This window comes from Micromonospora sp. NBRC 101691, assembly GCF_030269285.1.
Taxonomy (GTDB): domain Bacteria; phylum Actinomycetota; class Actinomycetes; order Mycobacteriales; family Micromonosporaceae; genus Micromonospora; species Micromonospora echinospora.
The window spans coordinates 25,554-44,746 of sequence record NZ_BSTB01000020.1; the positions used below are offsets into that span (position 1 = coordinate 25,554).

The window sequence follows — 19,193 nt, forward strand, 5'->3', positions numbered from 1 at the left end:
TTTCACCTTCCGGCACCGCAGCACCGGGCACATACCGTGTACCAGCGAGCGAAAGGTCAGACACGTGCGGGAGTACTACGACGTTGTGATCATGGGTGGTGGTCCGGCCGGGTCCACCCTCGGCGCCCTGCTTGCCCAACGTACCGATCTGCGAATTGCGATCTTCGACAAAGAGGTGTTTCCGCGCGAGCACATCGGTGAGTCCTTCGCCCACCCCGTCGTTCCCGCGCTTCAGGAGAGCGGTGCGCTGGCCAAGGTCCTTGCCAGCCCTTGCTGGGTGAAGAAGTTCGGCGGCATCTTCTCCTGGGATCCGGAGCGGCCCAGCATCGCCCGCTTCGACGACGTGCTGTTCGAGCGGGACGGTGTGCACCGGTGGACGATGCACGTCAACCGAGCGGAGTTCGATCACATTCTGTTGGATCATGCGGCGGATGTGGGTGTGGACGTGTTCCAGGGTGTGTCGGTGACGGCGTACGAGCCGGACGGGCGCGGGGGCCTGGTGCGGTTGGGCGACGACGCGGTGGTGCGTGCCGGCTACTTCGTCGACGCGTCGGGGCGGCAGAGCAGTGTCTCCGCGGCCCGCAACAAACGCGGCTGGCTCTCCAACTTCAAGAACATCGCGATCTGGCAGCACTTCACCAACTGCGGCCAGACTCAGAATCTTGTCGCGGAGTGGAACATCTTCACGGCGGACAACCTCTCCCCGATCGGTTGTTTCGCCTTCCGGGACGGCTGGTGCTGGTACATTCCGGTGCCGAAGATCATCGACGGCCGACGGGTTCTGACCCATTCGATCGGCATCGTGACCAACCCGGCTGTGCTCCGGGAGCCGGGCCGTGACTTCACCGACCAGAAGACCTTCCTGGAAACGGTACGCCAGGTCCCGTACCTGAAGGAGTTGATCGCTGACGCCGTGCCGGTCGCTGATCACATGTTGACCGCCACCAACTACTCCCGGGTCAGTGAGGAGTTCGCCGACTACGACGAACGACACCTGCTCGTCGGCGACGCGGCGTTCTTCGTGGATCCCTTGTTCTCCTCGGGCGTCGCGGTGGCCCTGACCCAGGCAGCGACCGCCGCCCTGCTGTTGCAGAAGACGACCGATGGCAGTCTTGACGAGACCGACCAGCGCCAACTGTGGCTGGACTACAACGCGAAGTGGCACGGCACCGCCGAGACGTTCGCGTTGATGATCGACCAGTGGTATCACGCGATCGCGAAGAACAACCCGGGCAGTATCTACTGGAACACCCGTGGCACGGGTGCTGACCTCGGCATCCGTGAGCAGACCTTCGACGCGTTGCTCAACACGGCGTTCCAGCCGGCGCTGCTGGAGGTCATGACCCACGGCAGCCGGAAGGTCGAGGACCTGGACGCGGCCGGCCCGTACCTGGCGGCGAGCGCCCTCGCCGAGCCGGCCAACCTCACCGACGACGCAGTCGTCGCGCTGGCACCGAACGCAGCGATCCGCGACAGTGTCACGTTCGTGGTGCCGGGCTTCAAGGCCACCAACCCACCCGCGAACGTCCAGCTTCCGCCCGCGATCCTCGACGGAATGGCGGACTACTGGCGTAACCCGATCACCAACGCCGCCTCGTCGCCGTCACCGCTACGGGACACCGTCCCGTGCCGGCGGATCTACTCCACCGACGACCCGCACGGCCTCACCATCGACGCCGACCCCCGCCGGGACGGCGTGGACGACCTGTGGACCCTGCTGAGCAGCGGCCCGGTCAAGTACGGCGAGATCGCCCCCCGCCTCACCCCACCGCAGACACGACTGGTGAAGCGGATGTGCGTCACCGGCTTCCTCCAGATCAACCCGACGACCTGACCCCCTACCCGAACGAACCAGGGCGAGCACCATCCTGATCCCCTCCAGTTGCGGCATGTCGGGGTATCGCAGGTCGCGGACACCCCGGCATGCGGCAACCCTGGGGTCCAGGACCAACGGCTCATCTGTTCCCGCGGGCGATGAGTGCCTGGATGCCGTCGAGGAGCAGATCGAGCCCGAAGGTGAAGTCGGCGTCGTCGACCCACTCCTCGGAGACACCGAACGCGTTCGCGCGTACGGCGGCGGTCAGCTCCGGGTAGCCGTCCGGGTCGAGGACCTGCCCGAGGACGTCGGCGTACTCGGCCAGCCCCACCATCGAGTCGGTGGCGTCGGTCGTGCGGTTCAGAGCGTGGGCCAGGGTTGCCTGCTGGATGGCGTAGCCCGAGAGGGTGGCCGCGATGTTGAGCCGCTCGCCGTAGCTGAGGTCGGTGTCGGCGAGTGCGGCGATCGCGCGGTCGAGCCAGCGCAGCGACCGAGGCCCGGCGGGCGGAGTGCGGTGGCCGAGTGCCAGCAGCCAGGGCCGGCTGAGCAGGAAGTCCCGGTTGGCCCGGGTCCAGTCGGCCAGGTAGGTGCGCCAGCCCCGGTCGTGGAGCGCTGGTGGTTCGGGCGAGGCGGCGTCCGCCATCACGATCAGCAGTTGGTCCTTGCTGCCGACATAGCGGTACAGGGACATTGTCGCCATCCCGACTTCGGCGGCGACGCTGCTCATCTTCACCCCCTCCAGACCGTCGCGGTCGGCGATCCGAAGCGCGGCGTCGACGATTGTTCCCAGGTCAAGGCTGGGCCGGGGGCCGTACCTCGGGCTGGTCTCGCGGCCCCACATCCGGGCCACCACGGGGGGAAGGCTGTGTTCCGTCACGTTCCGACTCCTCGCCTCCACCCCCAGGGCCTTGTGCTCACCCTAGATCCTGACGACTCTGTACTGCGTACACTGTGTTGCATACAGAGATCACCCGGAGGGTGGATTGTGACCACACCGAATCCAGTCAGGCGTCTTCTCGACGTCGATGCGGTCCGAGGCTTCGCACTGCTCGGGATCTTCGTCGTCAACGTCACGTTCATGGCCTCCGGCTATCCGGGCAACCTGGTGACCGACCCCGACTTCGACTCGGGACTGGACGATGCCGTCCGCACGTTCTCCTCCGTCTTCGTCGACATGAAGTTCTACGTACTCTTCTCGTTCCTCTTCGGATACAGCTTCACCCTGCAGATGGCAGCGGCGAGTCGGGCCGGTGCAGCCTTCCCGGCACGGATGCTCCGCCGGATCGGTGGCCTCTTCGTCCTCGGTGCCCTGCACGCCGTCTTCCTCTACGGCGGCGACATCCTCACCACGTACGCCGTGGCGTGTCTCGCGCTGCTCCTGCTGCGCAACGTGCAGGACCGTACGGCGATCCGGATCGCGGTTGGCCTCTACGTTTTCGTGCTGGTCAGCCTGGTCGCGAGTGCGCTCTTCGTGGACCGCTCGGCGTTCCTGCCCGGCGAGGCCGAGGCGCTCGCCAACGGCGAGGAGGCGACGCGGGCGCTGCTCGGCGGCTGGGAGTCGAACATCGAGGAGCGCATCGCGGGTCTGCCGCTGCTGCTCATCCAGGCGGTGGCCCTGCAGGGCCCGACCGCGCTGGGCCTGTTCCTGCTCGGTATGGTCGCCGGTCGCCGGCAGTGGCTGAGCCGGGTCTCCGGCAGCGGGCCGGTGCTGCGCCGGATCCAGTGGATCGGCTTCCCGGTCGGGCTGCTCGGGGCGATCGTCTACGCCGCCAGCGGCGGTAACGGCAACAGCCTCGGGGTGGCGGCGAGCGTCGCGACAGCGCCACTGCTGGCCGCCGCGTACGTGGCGACGCTGCTGCGGGTCATGCACAGTGCGCGTACGGCGGCGGTCCGGTCCGCGCTCGCCCCGGCCGGACGGATGGCCCTCACCAACTACCTGGGCCAGTCGGTGGTCGGCCTGCTCACCTTCACCGGCATCGGGTTCGGGCTCGCCGGCACGTTCTCCCCGTTGGCGCTCTTCGCCTTCGCCCTGGCCGTGTTCGGGGCCCAACTCGTGGTGAGCGCGCTCTGGCTGCGCTGGTTCCGCTACGGCCCGGTCGAGTGGGCGCTGCGCTGGCTCACCAACGCCCGCCGCCCGGCCTTCGTCGTTCCGCCCGTCGATCCGGGAGGGACGACCGTGCCGCCGCACGTCGATCCGGTCCACGCCGGTGCCGTGCCCCCGGTGGACCGGTCCGGCGTCGGGCTCCGCCAGCCCGAACCGCGCTGACGGGGAGTCTGTGTCGCGGGGCAGGTCTGCGGCTGAGACCGTCGCCGGCACGCCCGGTCGTACCGGTTGGCGAGGCAGTTATCGCTGTCGGAACCCCGATTGATCAATTGGAAAGGGGTGGACTCGGGGAGATCTGGCCGGATTGGCGGAGCATGTAACTAGTTGACATTCAGTTCAGAACCTCAGAGGGCGTTGTTACATTGGCGACGGCGAAACTCATGAGGCGAGGTGATCCTTCCCTGGTCGTTTCCCGACTCCGGCATCTCAAAATCTGGGCAGAGTAAGAATATGCAACTCGTGCACTCTTCCACCTTCCGGCACCGCAGAACTCGGCTCATACCGTGTACCAGCGAGCGAAAGGTCAGACACGTGCGGGAGTACTACGACGTTGTGATCATGGGTGGTGGTCCGGCCGGGTCCACCCTCGGCGCCCTGCTTGCCCAACGTACCGATCTGCGAATTGCGATCTTCGACCAGGAGGTGTTTCCCCGGGAGCACATCGGTGAGTCCTTCGCCCACCCGGTTGTTCCCGCGCTTCAGGAGAGCGGTGCGCTGGCCAAGGTCCTCGCCAGCCCCTGCTGGGTGAAGAAGTTCGGTGGTGTCTATGCCTGGGATCCGGAGCGGCCGAGCATCGCCCAGTTCGACGAGGTGTTGTTCGAGCGGGATGGCGTGCACCGGTGGACGATGCATGTCAATCGGGCGGAGTTCGATCACATCCTGTTGGATCATGCGGCGGATGTGGGTGTGGACGTGTTCCAGGGTGTGGCGGTGACGTCGTACGAGCCGGACGGGCGCGGGGGCCTGGTGCGGTTGGGTGGCGGCCGAGCCGTTCGTGCGGGTTACTTCGTGGACGCGTCGGGGCGGCAGAGCAGCGTCTCGGCGGCGCGTAACAAGCGTGGCTGGTTGTCCAACTTCAAGAACATCGCGATCTGGCAGCACTTCACCAACTGTGGCCAGACTCAGAATCTTGTGGCGGACTGGAACATCTTCACGGCGGACAACCTCTCCCCGATCGGCTGTTTCGCCTTCCGCGACGGCTGGTGCTGGTACATTCCGGTGCCGAAAATCATCGACGGCCGGCGGGTCCTGACGCACTCGATCGGCATCGTGACGAATCCGGCTGTGCTCCGGGAGCCGGGCCGTGACTTCACCGACCAGGAGACCTTCCTGGAAACGGTACGGCAGGTCCCGTACCTCAAGGATCTGATCGGCGCGGCGGTGCCGGTCGCCGATCACATGTTGACCGCCACGAACTACTCGCGGGTGAGTGAGGAGTTCGCGGACTACGACGAGCGGCATCTGCTCGTGGGTGACGCGGCGTTCTTCGTGGACCCGCTCTTCTCGTCCGGTGTGGCAGTCGCGCTGACCCAGGCGACGGCCGCCGCGTTGTTGCTGCAGAAGACGACCGACGGCCTCCTGGACGAGGCCGACCAGCGCCAGTTGTGGCTGGATTACAACGCGAAGTGGCACGGTACTGCGGAGACGTTCGCGTTGATGATCGATCAGTGGTATCACGCGATCGCGAAGAACAATCCGGGCAGTATCTACTGGAACACTCGTGGCACGGGTGCTGACCTGGGTATTCGTGAGCAGACCTTCGACGCGTTGCTGAACACGGCGTTCCAGCCGGCCTTGCTGGAGGTCATGACCCACGGCAGCCGGAGGATGGAAGATCTGGATGCCGCCGGTCCGTACCTGGCGGCGAGCGCCCTGGCCGAGCCAGCGGACCTGACCGACGACGCGGTCGTCGCGTTGGCTCCCACCACGGCGATCCGGGACAGTGTCACGTTCGTGGTGCCGGGCTTCAAGGCCACCAACCCGCCGGCGAACGTCAAGCTTCCGCCCGTGATTCTCGACGGGATGGCGGACTACTGGCGCAACCCGATCATGAACGCCGCCTCGTCACCGTCGCCGCTGCGGGACACGATCCCGTGCCGGCGGATCTACTCCACCGCCGACCCCCACGGCGCCACCATCGACGCCGACCCGCAGCGCGACGGCGTCGACGACCTGTGGGACCTGCTCAGTGCCGGCCCGGTCAAGTACGGCGAGATCGCCGGACGCCTCAGCCCACCGCAGACCCGCCTGGTCAAGCGGATGTGCGTCACCGGCTTCCTCCAGATCAACCCCATGACCTGACAGCCCTGGACGCCACGGGCGCTGCCCCGATCGTGATCCACGGGCACCGCATCGGCGCGGTGACTGACTCAGGTTGCGGCATGTCGGCGTATCGCCTGCTGCGGAAACCCCGGTATGCCGCAACTTGAGTCAGTCACCGCACCAATCAGCGTTAGCGGTCCGGGGCAGCGCGACCGGCATGCCGGGGCGAGCGTGTGGACGGCGGAGGGCCGCACCCCCTGAACGAGCGGTGTGACGTGTAGGCGTAGACCCGCTGGCGGCTGAGTCCGCCCAGGCTTGCGTCCGAATTCGGGCCGCCGGAGGCGTGTAGTCAACTCGCTGCCTGGCTATGCGGACTCGTCGGGATCTGATCGAGGGCGGTGCTCGGCCGCCCACTGCTCGATGTCTTCGCTTCGCCAGATGCGGCCAGCCTTCAGCACTGCTGCCGGCTCGGGGAAGTCGCGGCGCTTGCTCAGGACCTCTACCCACTGCCGGGAGACGCCGAGGTACTCCGCGATCTCGGCGGTTCCCATCACCCGCAGCGGCTGACGCGGCGTGTGGTCAACCCTCTTCGTCAGCATGGTCGTCCAGCTTCCAGGGCTGGTGTTCCGCGATCCAGCGTTCCACGTCCTCTGCCAGCCAGATCGCCCCGCCGGCCAACCGTTCGTAGGGCTCTGGGAAGTCAGGCCGCGCGACGAGCTGAAGCACGCGTGTACGCGACACGCCCAAGCGGTCTCGAAGCTCCTGCGCGCCGTACAGCCTCTTCTTCCTGACCCCCATAGACCGGACGCTAGGCGGTCTGGGCAGAGCTGATGCGTCACTTCCCTTATCGGCCAGTGCACAGACTTGCCACTTAGCAGATGTGTCAGGCAGGATGGCGGGGCGGGTTTCCGCAAGCAGGACTCTCCGCTGCCGGACCGCCACGTCCCCCTGCGCGGTTCGGCGTCGCGGGTCCGTCCTCGGGAGCCCGACCCGGGGACGGACCCGCCCCCCTCTTGGTACATGTCGAAAGGCAGGTTCCCGTGAGACATCTCGTTGAGCGGCTGCTCGGTCGTCGTCCCGCCCGGCATCGGCGGTCCGATGGAGCGCCGTACCGCTCTCGGTACTGCGTGCCGCTGCTCCCGGCCCAGGTGCGCAGTCGTCGGTTCCGGCGTACCCGGCTCGGTCGGCGGGGCCTGGACCCGGACGACGTGCAGCGTTTCCTCGACCGGGTCGCCCTCGAACTGGCCGACGCCCAGGAGGCGGCCGAACGGGCTCGCCGCGAGACCGCCCGGATCAAGGACGCCCTGCGGCGCTGGCAGTCCGAGCAGACCCGGACCCGCGACCGCTACGCCCTGCACCGATGAGCGACGACGGCCGGGCGGGACGCGGTCCGTCCAACGGGTTCGTCGTGGCCTCAGCGATCCTGCTCGCCGACCGGCATCGGCCGGTGTGGTCGTGGCGCAGGTGGCGGCGGGTGTGTCGGTGTGGTGCCGACCTGCCGTGCCGGGTTTGGTACCGCCTGCCGGTCAACCGTGGCCACTGGCTCGACGAACATGCCCGGACGACGGGACGGTGGTGGCATCGTGAACGTGGATGAGCTGCCGATCGGGCGTCGGGTCGCGCAGTGGCGGATCCGGCGGCGGATGACGCAGCAGATGCTCGCCGACCGGCTCGGCAAGTCCAAGAGCTGGGTGGACAAGGTCGAACGGGGCGTGCGTACCCTCGACCGGTTCTCCGTTATCCAGGACCTTGCCGAGGTGCTCCGCGTCGACCCGGTCGTGCTGCTCGGCCGCACCACACCGCCCTCAACCGCCGCCGACACTGACAGCGTCGACCTGGTACGGGCCGCCCTCGCCCGCTACGACTTCACCCCACACGACCTTGACCGCCGGCCGGCACCGCCGGTCGCAGAGTTGAGCCGGCGGGTGGGGCATGCCTGGTTGACCTACCAGCACGCCCACTACTTCCGTCTGCTGCGGATGCTGCCGGGCCTGCTCGTCGATGCCCAACGCACTCACGCCGAGCAGCCGGAGTGCGCGGTGGGCCTGCTGGTGCAGGTGTACCGGGTCACCTCGTCGGTACTGGTGAAACTCGGGGAGGCTGATCTTGCCTGGTTGGCCGCCGACCGAGCGGTGACGGCTGCTGGAGGTGACCGGCTGCTCTTTGCCGTCGCGGCGATTCCCCTTGCCCAGGCGCTACGAGCCCTCGGCCGGAATCAGCTCGCGATGGCAGCGGCACTCGCCGCCGCATCCCAGATCACACCCATTCCGTACGACGAGGGCACGCTGGGCGAGTTGTCGGTGCTCGGGACGCTACTGCTCCAGGCGGCGTTAGCCGCCGCCGGCTGCGGCGACAGACGCACCGTCCACGAACTGACCGACCGGGCTGGTGAGATCGCCAACCTGGTCGGTGAAGGTCACGACCACCAGTGGACGTGTTTCGGGCCCACCACCGTCGAGTTGGCTCGGGTGGTGGCGGCGGTCGACCTGGGCGACTCGGAGGACGCGATCATCCGGCACGGGCACGCCACCCGCCGGGACCAGTGGCGACGACTCCCGGCCGGACACCGTGCCGCGTACCTGATCGACGCCGCCCGCGCGTACCTCCAGGTCGGTGACCTGGCCGCCGCCGGCCGCGCCCTGGTCGAGGCCGACCGCACCGCACCGGCCGAGACCCGATCACGACCGGCAGCCCGTACGGTCATCGCGGCCGTCGCACGCGGCAAACCCGCCATGGCCGGCGTCGCGCACCTGGCCACCACCCTCGGAGTGGTCTGATGGGCCGCCGTTTCCTGATCCAGTTGCCGGTGGCGGCCGACGACCTGACCACCGCCGCGCGCGTCGCCCGGGTCATCGCCCGTTCGCTGAGCTTCCACCATCTGGTCGAGTGCGACGAGGCCACCGTCGCCACGGTCGACCATCCGGCCGTACGGCATCCGGCGTTCTGCCTGCGACAGCTTCCCAGCGGCCTGCGCTGCCTGCTCCGCCCCGACCACGACGGGAAGTGCACCCGCCAACTGCCGCGCTGAGGCGACTCGGCGTTGCTACATGGAGGTGGTGGGCTGTCCGGATCCTTCGCACATCCGCCGGCTGCCCTCCGCTTGGTGGGGCGGGCAGGGGCGGCCGGGGGGCGGTCCTACGCGTGCCCCGCAGACACTGCACTTGCTTTGAGGTGCCATTCGCGGACTCCTTCTGGGATGTGGTAGTCCGGGTACGGTTCCTGTTCTGGCTCAGCGCCCTGGCCACACGCCGACGTGCCCCGCAGGTAAATCATGGTCCCGTCGCGGGCGGTGATCCGGAGGGCGGCGGCGACGGGGACCTCGCAGCCCGGTTGGCGGCACAGCTCCCAGCTGGTGAACTGCTCCGGCTGGGCGACGTCCAAGAGTTGGTGGGCGAACATGAGCCCGCGAGCTGCGCGCAGCCGAGGCGGCGGCATCTCGCTGGGCAGCGGAACTGGCTTGGCCTCGCGCGGCGGCACCGCGCCCCAGAGCATGAAGCTTGACCCGGACCGGTACCACACCCTGACGCCGGCGGGCGACTGACCGCCCGGCTGCGCGTCCCGCCCGTACCGCCTGATGTCGGTGACGTCGGGGTGCTCGGCAGCGTGGTGGAGAGCCTCCATCACGTCCAAGGCCTGTGACAACTGCACGGGACCTCCTGCTCTGTTGATGTTTGGGCAGCTCAGCGCCAATTTTCACGGAGGTGCGCGGCTCCGACCCATGGGCCAACCTACCCGCCCGGTCGACGTCGCCGCCGGCCGGCGCGCGCCCGGCCCTGACCCCACTCGAGGAATCGGGGTCTGCCGGCGGCTGGCGGAAGTTTCCTGGCCCTTGACGCTCGCGTCCGGGGTCTCAGCGAAGCTGACTTCCCCTACCTGTCCCCTGAAGATCGTCAGGCCCGGTCCTTGGACCGGGCCTGACCTGCATCTTGAGATGCCTACCTCTGGCGGAGGATACGAGATTCGAACTCGTGAGGGTGTGAACCCAACACGCTTTCCAAGCGTGCGCCCTAGGCCTCTAGGCGAATCCTCCGCCGAACAGAGTACAGGTCCCGTCCGGCTTGTTCACCCCACCACCCCCTGAAGATCGTCACGGGGTCGGGTAGGCTGGGTGCACCTCCCGTGCGGCGGTACCTCGTGAACCTCCCCAGGGCCGGAAGGCAGCAAGGATAAGCGAGCTCTGCCGGGTGCACGGGAGGCCTTTTCGTCTCCGGTGCCCGATAACGTCTCCTCCGGTCGGCGTCCGGCCGGCGGGGTGGGTGGTCACCCGTGGCGGGCCGGCGCAGAATGGCTCGGTCGAGAGGAGGCGGGACGGGTGGCACTGGCGCTCTACCGCAAGTACCGGCCGCGCACGTTCGCGGAGGTCATCGGGCAGGAGCACGTGACCGAGCCGCTGTCGCAGGCACTACGCAGCGGCCGGCTGAACCACGCGTACCTCTTCTCCGGCCCGCGGGGCTGCGGCAAGACCTCCAGCGCCCGGATCCTGGCCCGCTCGCTCAACTGCGAGCAGGGTCCCACCCCGGAACCGTGCGGGCAGTGTGGCTCCTGCCGGTCGCTGGCGAGTGACGGCGCGGGCTCGATCGACGTCATCGAGATCGACGCGGCCAGCCACGGTGGCGTGGACGACGCCCGCGAACTGCGCGAGAAGGCCTTCTTCGCGCCGGCCAACAGCCGTTTCAAGATCTACGTCATCGACGAGGCGCACATGGTCTCGTCGGCCGGCTTCAACGCCCTGCTCAAGCTGGTCGAGGAGCCCCCGGAGTACGTCAAGTTCATCTTCGCCACCACCGAGCCGGAGAAGGTCCTCGGGACGATCAAGTCGCGGACCCACCACTACCCGTTCCGGCTGATCCCGCCGAAGGTGCTCCGGCCGTACCTGGAGCAGCTCTGCGAGGCCGAGGGGGTCACGGTCGACCCGGCGGTCTTCCCGCTGGTGGTCCGGGCCGGTGGCGGCAGCGCCCGGGACAGTCTCTCCGTGCTCGACCAGCTCATCGCCGGGGCGGGACCGGAGGGGGTCAGCTACGCCCGGGCTGCCGCCCTGCTCGGCGTCACCGACTCCGCGCTGATCGACGAGATGTGCGACGCCCTCGCCGCCGGGGACGGCGCGGCGGCGTACGCCACCGTCGACCGGGTGGCCGAGGCCGGTCACGACCCGCGCCGGTTCGCGTCCGACCTGCTCGAACGTCTCCGCGACCTGATCGTGCTCCAGCAGGTGCCGGAGGCCGCCGGCAAGGGCCTGATCGACGGGCCGGCCGACCAGATCGAGCGGATGACGGCACAGGCCCAGCGGCTCGGCCCGGCGACGCTGTCCCGCTGCGCCGACATCGTGCACAACGGCCTGGTCGAGATGCGCGGCGCCACCGCCCCCCGGCTGCTGCTGGAGCTGATCTGCGCCCGGATGCTCCTGCCCGGCGTCGACGACTCCGCCGGTGGCCTGCTGCAACGCCTGGAGCGGATGGAACGCCGGCTCACCCTGGGCATCCCCGCCGCCGCTCCCGCCGCCGATGTCGCGCCGGCCCACCCCGAGCCCGTCGCGCCGGCCCGCCCGGAACCCGCATCCGCCCCGGTGGCTCCGGTGACCGACCGGGGCGCACCTCCGCCGTCGCAGGGCGTCGCCGTGGAGCACGCTCCGGCAACCGGCGCGGCGCGGACGCCGACCGCCGATTCCACGCTGACCGCGTCGCACCGGGCGGTGCCAGCGGAGGCGGTGATGCCGGATCCGGTCACCCCCGCTCCGCCCCGCCCGGACGCCCCGCCCTCCGGGACGGTCGACGCGGTCTCGGTCCGCCGGGTCTGGGGCGACGTCGTCGGCAAGGTCAACCGGAGTCACAAGAAGATCGCCGCGCTGATGCGGGACGCGGTCGTCCGTGACCTGGACGGCGACACCCTGGTGCTGACCGTGAAGTCGGCGGTCCTGGCCAGGATGTTGACCGACCACGCCCAGGTGCTCACCGACGCGCTCTACGAGGAACTCGGCGGGCGCTGGCAGATCCGGTGCGAGGTGGCCGGTGAGCGGGGCGGCTCCCGGGCATCCGCCGGGGCGTCCCGGCCGGCTGCCGCGGCACCCCCACCTGCCCGGTCCACCCCGGCGCCGCCGACGGCCCGACCGGCTGTTCCGGAACGGTCCGGCCCGGCCGCCCGCCCTGCGGGGACCAGTGGCGGATCGTCCGCTGCCGAGGAGGACTGGCCGGAGCCGGCCCGTCCGGGTGGTGCCGTGCCGGGCGGGGCCGAGGACTGGCCGGAGCCGGCCCGTCCCGGCGGGACCGCCACCTCGCCGGCCGCCCCGAACGGGCGGCCCGCACCGGCCACCCCGGGCGGAACCGCGACACCATCCGTTCCGCCACCGCCGCCCCGGGCCGCCGACAGCGCCGCACCGGCGTCCCGGCCCGCCACGTCCACGCCGTCGCCGGCACCTGCCGGCGGGGGGACCGGCGGTGCCCCGGTGAGCAGCGCGCTCGCCGCCGCGCGGGCCGCCGCAGCCGGTCGGGGTGCGCGTACCGAGGCGTCAGCACGGAAGACCGCGGACGACGAGTTCGCCGGTGAACCGCCCTACGACCCGGACTACGACGGCCCGCTGCGCGGCGGCCGGGCGAACGCGCCGGCCGGCCGGGCGCCGTCGGGGGCCGCCGCCCCGCAGCCGGCTGCCCCGAGCTACGAGGGTTTCGATCCCGGGGACGAGCCGCTCGACGACGTGATCGACGAGAAGACCGCCCGGCAGTCCAGCGAGGAACAGGCGGTGCAGTTGCTCCGCGAGGTGTTCGGCGCCGAGAAGATCGACGAGGTCGACGCCCGGTAGGCGGGCGGGTGCCTCGCGTCCGTCGCGACACCTTCCTGTCGCGGGCCGGTCAGGGCAGCCAGGCGGGCAGACCGTGCGGGTGCGCGTCGGCGAGCAGCCGCTCGGGGCGGTCCCCGAGCCGGACCCGCAGCTGGAAGCGGGAGCCGTCCACCGGTCCCGGCTCGAACGACACGTGTGCGACCGGCGCGCCGCTGCCGGCCAGCCGGTCGATCTCGGCGCTGACCCGCCGCCACTCGTCGGCCGGCACGTACTGCCGCATCACCGAGTGCCAGATCACGGTGAGGACGTCCGGGCGGGGGTCGACGCCGGCGAGGAAGTCGGCCGCCCCGGCGGCGTGCATCCGTACCGGCAGGCGCCCGGCCAGCTCCAGCGCCCCGGCCAGCCGCGCCGCGCGGGCGGTGTGCTGCGGCCAGAGGTACGCCCGCAGCGCGAGCGCGTCCGCCGGGTCGGTCGGGTCGAGCGGGTGGGGATCGCAGCCGAGCCGCTCCACCACGGTCACCTCGGGGTACGTCCCGGCGGCCTCCCGGAGCCAGCCGGGCACCGCGCCCCGCCAGGCGTCGGGCAGTCGGACCGGGGAGTCGACCGGTCCCCAGGCGAAGTCGTCCGCCTCCACCCGGAAATGGTCGACGCGCAGGTTCAGCCCGCCGCTGGCCCCCAGCTCGACCAGGCGCACCGGCCGGTCGCCCAGCTCGCCGAGGGCGTACAGCAGGCCGGTGAGCAGCAGGTGCGCCCGTCCGACCTCGTTGGTCTGCGGCGGGCGGCGGAGCCACTGCCGCAGCGTGTCCGGCGAACTGGCGACGGTGTGCCGGAACGCCGCCCAGCAGGCGTCCGCGTCCGTCGGCCGGTACGTCCCACCGGCGCTCGGGTAGTACCGGGCCAGCTCCGGGGCGGCCCCGGTGAGGGTCAGGGCGTGCACTCCGCCGAGCAGGCGCAGCGACAGGGCCGCGTCGGCGGGCGTGTCCTCGTACCCCTGGATGACGGCGGCGCACGGCCCGCCGGCCCGGACGTCGGCCGCAGCCCGGACGAGCAGGTCGGCGTAGAGCCCGGCGGCCATCCGCGCGCACGCGCGGGCCTGCTGTTCCATGGCCGTGGCGGCCTGATCCCGGGTCATCGGCGCTCCCTCCGGTGGGCTCGTCGTGATCGTGCACCGGAACGCGACGCGGCGGAAAGCACCGCGCGGGGCGAGGCTGCTCACAGCGGTTAGGCTGGCGGCGGCCGAGTGGGACGAGTGCGAGAAGGAGCCATCCGTGCGCCCAGGTGGACAGCCGAACATGCAGCAGATGCTGAAGCAGGCGCAGAAGATGCAGCAGCAGATCGCCAAGGCGCAGGCCGAGCTGGCCGAGGCGGAGCTGACCGGAACCGCCGGTGGTGGCCTGGTCACCGCGACCGTCTCCGGCTCCGGCGACCTCAAGGCGATCCGGATCGACCCGAAGGCGGTCGACCCCGAGGACGTGGAGACCCTGGAGGACCTCGTGGTCGCTGCCGTGCACAACGCCACCGAGGCGGCCCGGGAGCTGACCGAGCAGAAGATGGGCCCGGTGGCCGGCGGCATGGGTGGCCTCGGCCTGCCCGGGTTCTGAGTCGCTGCATGTACGAGGGTGCCATCCAGGACCTGATCGACGAGCTGGGACGGCTGCCGGGCGTCGGCCCGAAGAGCGCCCAGCGGATCGCCTTCCACGTCCTATCCGCCGATCCGGCCGACGTGAACCGGCTGGCCGGGGCGTTGCGCAAGGTCAAGGAGCTGGTGCGGTTCTGCACGAGCTGCTACAACGTCGCCGAGTCCGAGCAGTGCCGGATCTGTCGCGACCCGCGCCGCACCGACGAGGTGCTCTGCGTGGTCGAGGAGCCCAAGGACGTGGTGGCGATCGAGCGGACCGGTGAGTTCCGGGGCCGCTACCACGTGCTCGGCGGGGCGATCAACCCGCTGGAGGGGATCGGTCCGGACAATCTCCGCATCCGGGAGCTGCTGGCCCGGCTCGGCACCGGCACCGTCCGGGAGCTGATCCTGGCGACCGACCCGAACACCGAGGGTGAGGCGACCGCGACGTACCTGGCCCTGATGGTCAAGCCGATGGGTATCGCGGTGACCCGGCTGGCCAGCGGCCTGCCGGTCGGCGGCGACCTGGAGTACGCCGACGAGATCACCCTGGGACGTGCGTTCGAGGGCCGTCGCGCCGTCTGAGACCGTCCGCCGTGGACCGGCGTCGCCCACCCCGGTGGCGTCGGTCCACTGTGGTGGGACCGGTCCGTCCAGGTCTGACATGGCCCGGTCGGGCTCGACATTCGATGTAACAAATTCGTATAGGTGAACCGGGGCGAACCATCCCATCCCAGGGCGGAAAACGGGCCCATCCGGCGCTCGTCGCAGCGGTAAAGACACGATCCGGTACCAACAGCTTCGTCAATAGTTCCGGGGAAGTCCGAACGGGGGCTAAGGTCACCGCCATCGGTGACCCCTGTCACCAGGTTGTCCGTACCCCCTAGGACGAGGTGAAGCACCCATGCGTGCACCCAGGTCGAAGGTCGCGCTGGCGGCCGTCGCGGCCGCGGCCCTCGCGGTAGCAGGCTGCGCCGAGAGTGACCGCGGCGACGATTCCGGCGGTAGCAAGAAGGACACTCTCGTCTTCGGCGTCGCCGGAGACCCGAAGGTGCTCGACCCAAGCTTTGCCAGCGACGGTGAGTCGCTGCGCATGGCGCGTCAGGTCTTCGAGACCCTGGTCCGCCCGGAGGAGGGCGGCACCAAGGTGACTCCCGGCCTGGCCGAGTCCTGGACGCCGGACGCAGCCGGCACGACCTGGACCTTCAAGCTCCGCTCCGGCGTGAAGTTCCACGACGGCACCGACTTCAACGCCGAGGCCGTCTGCGTCAACTTCAACCGCTGGTACAACGCCACGGGCCTGATGCAGAGCCCGGACGTGACCCCGTACTGGCAGGACGTCATGGGCGGCTTCGCCAAGAACGAGGACCCGGAACTGCCGCCGAGCCTCTTCAAGTCCTGCACCGCCAAGGACGCCACCACGGTCGACCTGGCCTTCACCCGGGTCTCCAGCAAGATCCCGGCCGCGCTGATGCTGCCGTCGTTCTCCATGCACAGCCCCAAGGCGCTGGAGCAGTACCAGGCGAGCAGCGTCGGTGGCACCGCCGAGGACATCAAGTACCCCTCGTACGCGACGGAGCACCCGACCGGCACCGGTCCGTTCAAGTTCAAGTCCTGGGACATCGCGAACAAGACGCTGACCCTGGAGCGGAACGAGGACTACTCCGGGGCCAAGGCCAAGCTGAAGACCCTGATCTTCAAGACCATCTCCGACGAGAACGCGCGCAAGCAGGCGCTGCGCTCCGGTGACATCCAGGGGTACGACCTGGTCGGCCCGGCCGACGTCGAGCCGCTGAAGGGCGAGGGCTTCAACCTCCTCACCCGCCCGGCCTTCAACATCCTCTACCTGGCGATCAACCAGAAGGGGAACCCGAAGCTGGCCGACATCAAGGTCCGGCAGGCCATCGCGCACGCCCTGAACCGGCAGGCGCTGGTCGACTCGAAGCTGCCCCCGGGCGCGAAGGTCGCGGAGAACTTCTTCCCGGACACCGTCGAGGGCTGGAACGGCAACGTCACCAAGTACGACTACAACCCGGAGAAGGCCAAGCAGCTGCTGGCCGAGGCGGGCGCGTCGAACCTGACCCTGCGGTTCCACTACCCGACCGAGGTCACCCGGCCGTACATGCCGAACCCGAAGGACATCTTCGAGCTGCTCTCGGCGGACCTGAAGGCGGTCGGCATCACCGTCCAGCCGATCCCGCTGAAGTGGAGCCCGGACTACCTCAACGCCACCACCTCGGGCAGCGCGCACGACCTGCACTTCCTCGGGTGGACCGGTGACTACGGCGACGGCTACAACTTCATCGGCACCATGTTCGACCGGCCGAAGGACGAGTGGGGCTTCAACAACAAGCCGCTGTTCGACAAGTTCCAGAAGGCCGACACCACCGCCGACATGGGCGCCCGGGTCGAGCTGTACAAGGAACTGAACGCGGACATCATGACCTTCCTGCCGGGTGTGCCGATCTCGCACTCGCCGCCAGCGATCGTCTTCGGCAAGGACGTGACGGGCGTGAAGGCGAGCCCGCTGACCGACGAGCGGTACTCCACCGCCGAGTTCAAGTCCTGACCTGACGCAAGGAACGCGGGCGGGCGCTGGTCACAGCGCCCGCCCGCATCCCTCCGCACCCCTTCGAGGCCGCCGTGTTCCGGTTCATCGTCAGACGCCTGTTGCAGTTGATACCCACCCTGTTCGGGCTCTCCATCCTGCTCTTCATCTGGTTGCGCCGACTGCCCGGCGGTCCGGAGACCGCGATCCTCGGTGAGCGGGGCACCCCCGAGATGCGCGCCGCGATCCGCCGTAACCTCGGCCTCGACGAGCCGATCCTGGTGCAGTACGGCCGGTTCATCCGCCGGATGGTCCGGCTCGACCTGGGCACCTCGACCTCCACCAAGCGGGAGGTCACCACGGAGTTCCTCCAGCGCTTCCCCGGCACCGTCGAGCTGACCGTGACGGCCATGATCATCGCGATCGGCGTCGGCATCCCGCTGGGCTACCTGGCCGCCCGCCGTCGCGGCCGGCTCCTCGACCACCTGTCGGTCGGCGGCTCGCTGATCGGCATCTGCATCCCGGTCTTCTTCCTGGCCTACGTGCTCAAGGCGATCTTCGCGGAGAACCTGGGCTGGTTCCCCTCCAGCGGCCGGCAGGACCCGACCATCGAGGCGACCCGGATCACCAACTTCTTCGTCCTCGACGGGCTGATGACCCGCGAGTGGGACGCCGCCGCCGACGCCATCTGGCACCTGGTGCTCCCCGGCATCGCGCTGGCGAGCATCCCGCTGGCCATCATCGTCCGGATCACCCGGGCCAGCGTCCTGGAGGTGCTCGGCGAGGACTTCGTCCGAACCGCCGAGGCCAAGGGCCTGACCGAGAACGTGGTCCGGCGGCGGCACGTGCTGCGTAACGCCATGCTGCCGGTCGCCACCTCGATCGGTCTGCTCGCCGGCGGTCTGCTCTCCGGCGCGGTGCTCACCGAGACAGTCTTCGCCTTCAGCGGCATCGGGGCGTTCGTCGCCGAGTCGATCAGCCAGCGCGACTACCCCGTACTCATGGGCTTCATCCTGATCATCGCGGTGGTGTACGTGCTGGTGAACCTGATAGTCGACCTCTCCTACAGCCTGATCGACCCGAGGGTGAGGGTGCGATGACCATCACCCCCGGCAAGAAGCGCGAGAAGATCGACCGGCTCGCCGAACTCGCCGCCGTCCGCGACGACGAACGCGGCGTCAGCCTCTGGCAGGAGGCGTTCCGGCGACTCCGCCGCAACCCGGCCGCCATCGTCGGCGCGGTGATCCTGGCTCTCTTCGTCCTGGTGGCGGTCGTCGGCCCGTTCCTCGTGCCGTACGGGGCGACCGACTCGATCGGCATCCGGGAGGGTGTGGTCAAGTCCGGGCAGGGCATCATCCCCGGCCCCTCCGGCGACCACTGGCTCGGCTACGACCACCAGGGTCGGGACGTGTTCAGCCGGATGATCGTCGGAGCCCGGCAGACGCTGCTGGTCGGCGTCGTCTCCACCCTGATCGGGCTCGCCGTCGGCGCGCTGATCGGTGGCGTCGCCGGTGCCGCCGCCGGCCTCGGCGGACGCTGGGGCCGCTGGGTGGACAGCACCCTGATGCGCTTCGTCGACATGCTGCTGGCCCTGCCCAGCCTGCTCCTCGCGGTGAGCGTCGCCGCGCTGCTCGGGGCGAGCCTCACCACCGTGATGATCGCGGTCGGCGTGGTCTCCGTGCCGGTCTTCGCCCGCCTGCTGCGCGGCTCGATGATCTCCCAGTCCAACAGCGACTACGTGCTGGCGGCGACCTCCCTCGGGGTGAAGCGGTCGCGGATCGCGCTCACCCACGTGGTGCCGAACTCGCTCGCCCCGGTGATCGTCCAGGCCACGCTGACCCTGGCCACCGCGATCATCGAGGCCGCCGCGCTCTCCTTCCTCGGCCTGGGCAACCCGGACTCGACGATCCCCGAGTGGGGGGTGATGCTCGCCGACGCGCAGCCGTACCTGGGCATCCGGCCGGCGCTGGCGATCTACCCGGCGGTCGCCATCATCATCACCGCGCTCGGCTTCACCCTGCTCGGTGAGGCGATGCGCGAGGCCCTCGACCCGAAGCTCCGGAAGTGAGGTCG

17 protein-coding genes, 1 tRNA gene and 1 other RNA gene are annotated in these 19,193 nt (G+C 69.7%); 13 read left to right on the plus strand and 6 right to left on the minus strand.

Annotated features, from left to right (window positions below):
- Window positions 1–64: 64 nt before the first annotated feature.
- The gene (locus tag QSK20_RS25480) at window positions 65–1,834 is read left to right on the plus strand and encodes an NAD(P)/FAD-dependent oxidoreductase (protein ID WP_285791143.1); all 1,770 of its coding nucleotides are present in this window, start codon (window positions 65–67) and stop codon (window positions 1,832–1,834) included.
- Between the two features lie 121 nt (window positions 1,835–1,955).
- Here the strand turns inward: QSK20_RS25480 and QSK20_RS25485 are convergent, their stop codons facing one another.
- Window positions 1,956–2,693 (minus strand): TetR/AcrR family transcriptional regulator, encoded by a 738-nt coding sequence (locus tag QSK20_RS25485; RefSeq protein ID WP_285791144.1) that lies wholly within the window; start codon window positions 2,691–2,693, stop codon window positions 1,956–1,958.
- A gap of 108 nt (window positions 2,694–2,801) precedes the next feature.
- Between QSK20_RS25485 and QSK20_RS25490 the strand changes: the two genes are divergently transcribed.
- The gene (locus QSK20_RS25490) at window positions 2,802–4,082 is read left to right on the plus strand and encodes a DUF418 domain-containing protein (protein WP_285791145.1); all 1,281 of its coding nucleotides are present in this window, start codon (window positions 2,802–2,804) and stop codon (window positions 4,080–4,082) included.
- A gap of 369 nt (window positions 4,083–4,451) precedes the next feature.
- Window positions 4,452–6,221, plus strand: a complete 1,770-nt coding sequence (locus QSK20_RS25495) for an NAD(P)/FAD-dependent oxidoreductase (RefSeq protein ID WP_285791146.1) — start codon at window positions 4,452–4,454, stop codon at window positions 6,219–6,221.
- 326 nt (window positions 6,222–6,547) lie between these two features.
- On the opposite strand, the gene QSK20_RS25500 is transcribed toward QSK20_RS25495, so the two are convergent.
- Window positions 6,548–6,781, minus strand: a complete 234-nt coding sequence (locus QSK20_RS25500) for a helix-turn-helix transcriptional regulator (RefSeq protein ID WP_285791147.1) — start codon at window positions 6,779–6,781, stop codon at window positions 6,548–6,550.
- Window positions 6,762–6,980, minus strand: a complete 219-nt coding sequence (locus tag QSK20_RS25505; RefSeq protein ID WP_285791148.1) for a helix-turn-helix transcriptional regulator — start codon at window positions 6,978–6,980, stop codon at window positions 6,762–6,764. Before QSK20_RS25505 ends, QSK20_RS25500 begins: the two co-directional genes overlap by 20 nt.
- A gap of 242 nt (window positions 6,981–7,222) precedes the next feature.
- Here QSK20_RS25505 and QSK20_RS25510 point away from each other — a divergent pair, with 242 nt between their 5' ends.
- The 3 genes from QSK20_RS25510 (at window position 7,223) to QSK20_RS25520 (ending at window position 9,210) form a co-directional block, all read left to right on the plus strand.
- Window positions 7,223–7,546, plus strand: coding sequence for a DivIVA domain-containing protein (locus tag QSK20_RS25510; protein WP_285791149.1), 324 nt, complete (start codon window positions 7,223–7,225; stop codon window positions 7,544–7,546).
- 219 nt (window positions 7,547–7,765) lie between these two features.
- Window positions 7,766–8,959, plus strand: coding sequence for a helix-turn-helix domain-containing protein (locus QSK20_RS25515; RefSeq protein WP_502889020.1), 1,194 nt, complete (start codon window positions 7,766–7,768; stop codon window positions 8,957–8,959).
- Window positions 8,959–9,210, plus strand: a complete 252-nt coding sequence (locus QSK20_RS25520; protein ID WP_285791150.1) for a hypothetical protein — start codon at window positions 8,959–8,961, stop codon at window positions 9,208–9,210. Before QSK20_RS25515 ends, QSK20_RS25520 begins: the two co-directional genes overlap by 1 nt.
- Before the next feature lie 107 nt (window positions 9,211–9,317).
- Here the strand turns inward: QSK20_RS25520 and QSK20_RS25525 are convergent, their stop codons facing one another.
- Both QSK20_RS25525 and QSK20_RS25530 read right to left on the minus strand, forming a co-directional pair.
- Window positions 9,318–9,830, minus strand: a complete 513-nt coding sequence (locus tag QSK20_RS25525) for a hypothetical protein (RefSeq protein ID WP_285791151.1) — start codon at window positions 9,828–9,830, stop codon at window positions 9,318–9,320.
- A gap of 294 nt (window positions 9,831–10,124) precedes the next feature.
- A tRNA-Ser gene (locus QSK20_RS25530) sits at window positions 10,125–10,212 on the minus strand.
- An 81-nt stretch (window positions 10,213–10,293) separates the two neighbouring features.
- On the opposite strand from QSK20_RS25530, the gene ffs reads away from it, so the two are divergent.
- Window positions 10,294–10,383, plus strand: an RNA gene (gene ffs / locus QSK20_RS25535) — signal recognition particle sRNA small type.
- A 111-nt stretch (window positions 10,384–10,494) separates the two neighbouring features.
- The gene (locus tag QSK20_RS25540) at window positions 10,495–12,975 is read left to right on the plus strand and encodes a DNA polymerase III subunit gamma and tau (protein ID WP_285791152.1); all 2,481 of its coding nucleotides are present in this window, start codon (window positions 10,495–10,497) and stop codon (window positions 12,973–12,975) included.
- Between the two features lie 49 nt (window positions 12,976–13,024).
- Here QSK20_RS25540 and QSK20_RS25545 read toward each other — a convergent pair whose 3' ends face one another.
- Complete coding sequence (locus QSK20_RS25545; protein ID WP_285791153.1) at window positions 13,025–14,086, minus strand: DUF2332 domain-containing protein; 1,062 nt, start codon at window positions 14,084–14,086, stop codon at window positions 13,025–13,027.
- Between the two features lie 160 nt (window positions 14,087–14,246).
- Between QSK20_RS25545 and QSK20_RS25550 the strand changes: the two genes are divergently transcribed.
- From QSK20_RS25550 to QSK20_RS25570, 5 genes are all read left to right on the plus strand, one after another.
- Entirely contained in the window at window positions 14,247–14,555 is a 309-nt protein-coding gene (locus QSK20_RS25550; protein ID WP_222433135.1) for a YbaB/EbfC family nucleoid-associated protein, read from the plus strand.
- Between the two features lie 8 nt (window positions 14,556–14,563).
- Window positions 14,564–15,157, plus strand: a complete 594-nt coding sequence (gene recR, locus QSK20_RS25555; protein ID WP_088981675.1) for a recombination mediator RecR — start codon at window positions 14,564–14,566, stop codon at window positions 15,155–15,157.
- A 319-nt stretch (window positions 15,158–15,476) separates the two neighbouring features.
- The gene (locus tag QSK20_RS25560; RefSeq protein ID WP_285791154.1) at window positions 15,477–17,141 is read left to right on the plus strand and encodes an ABC transporter substrate-binding protein; all 1,665 of its coding nucleotides are present in this window, start codon (window positions 15,477–15,479) and stop codon (window positions 17,139–17,141) included.
- Between the two features lie 74 nt (window positions 17,142–17,215).
- Window positions 17,216–18,220, plus strand: coding sequence for an ABC transporter permease (locus tag QSK20_RS25565; protein WP_285791155.1), 1,005 nt, complete (start codon window positions 17,216–17,218; stop codon window positions 18,218–18,220).
- Window positions 18,217–19,188, plus strand: a complete 972-nt coding sequence (locus QSK20_RS25570; RefSeq protein ID WP_088981678.1) for an ABC transporter permease — start codon at window positions 18,217–18,219, stop codon at window positions 19,186–19,188. The genes QSK20_RS25565 and QSK20_RS25570 overlap by 4 nt, the downstream gene beginning before the upstream one ends.
- Window positions 19,189–19,193: the final 5 nt, after the last annotated feature.

Excerpts from the sequence above, each read along its gene's own strand:
- QSK20_RS25505 (WP_285791148.1), bottom strand. The coding sequence starts at position 6,980 with ATGGGGGTCAGGAAGAAGAGGCTGTACGGCGCGCAGGAGCTTCGAGAC.
- QSK20_RS25500 (WP_285791147.1), bottom strand. The coding sequence starts at position 6,781 with ATGCTGACGAAGAGGGTTGACCACACGCCGCGTCAGCCGCTGCGGGTG.
- QSK20_RS25545 (WP_285791153.1), bottom strand. The coding sequence starts at position 14,086 with ATGACCCGGGATCAGGCCGCCACGGCCATGGAACAGCAGGCCCGCGCG.
- QSK20_RS25520 (WP_285791150.1), top strand. The coding sequence starts at position 8,959 with ATGGGCCGCCGTTTCCTGATCCAGTTGCCGGTGGCGGCCGACGACCTG.
- recR (WP_088981675.1), top strand. The coding sequence starts at position 14,564 with ATGTACGAGGGTGCCATCCAGGACCTGATCGACGAGCTGGGACGGCTG.
- QSK20_RS25550 (WP_222433135.1), top strand. The coding sequence starts at position 14,247 with ATGCAGCAGATGCTGAAGCAGGCGCAGAAGATGCAGCAGCAGATCGCC.
- QSK20_RS25560 (WP_285791154.1), top strand. The coding sequence starts at position 15,477 with ATGCGTGCACCCAGGTCGAAGGTCGCGCTGGCGGCCGTCGCGGCCGCG.
- QSK20_RS25570 (WP_088981678.1), top strand. The coding sequence starts at position 18,217 with ATGACCATCACCCCCGGCAAGAAGCGCGAGAAGATCGACCGGCTCGCC.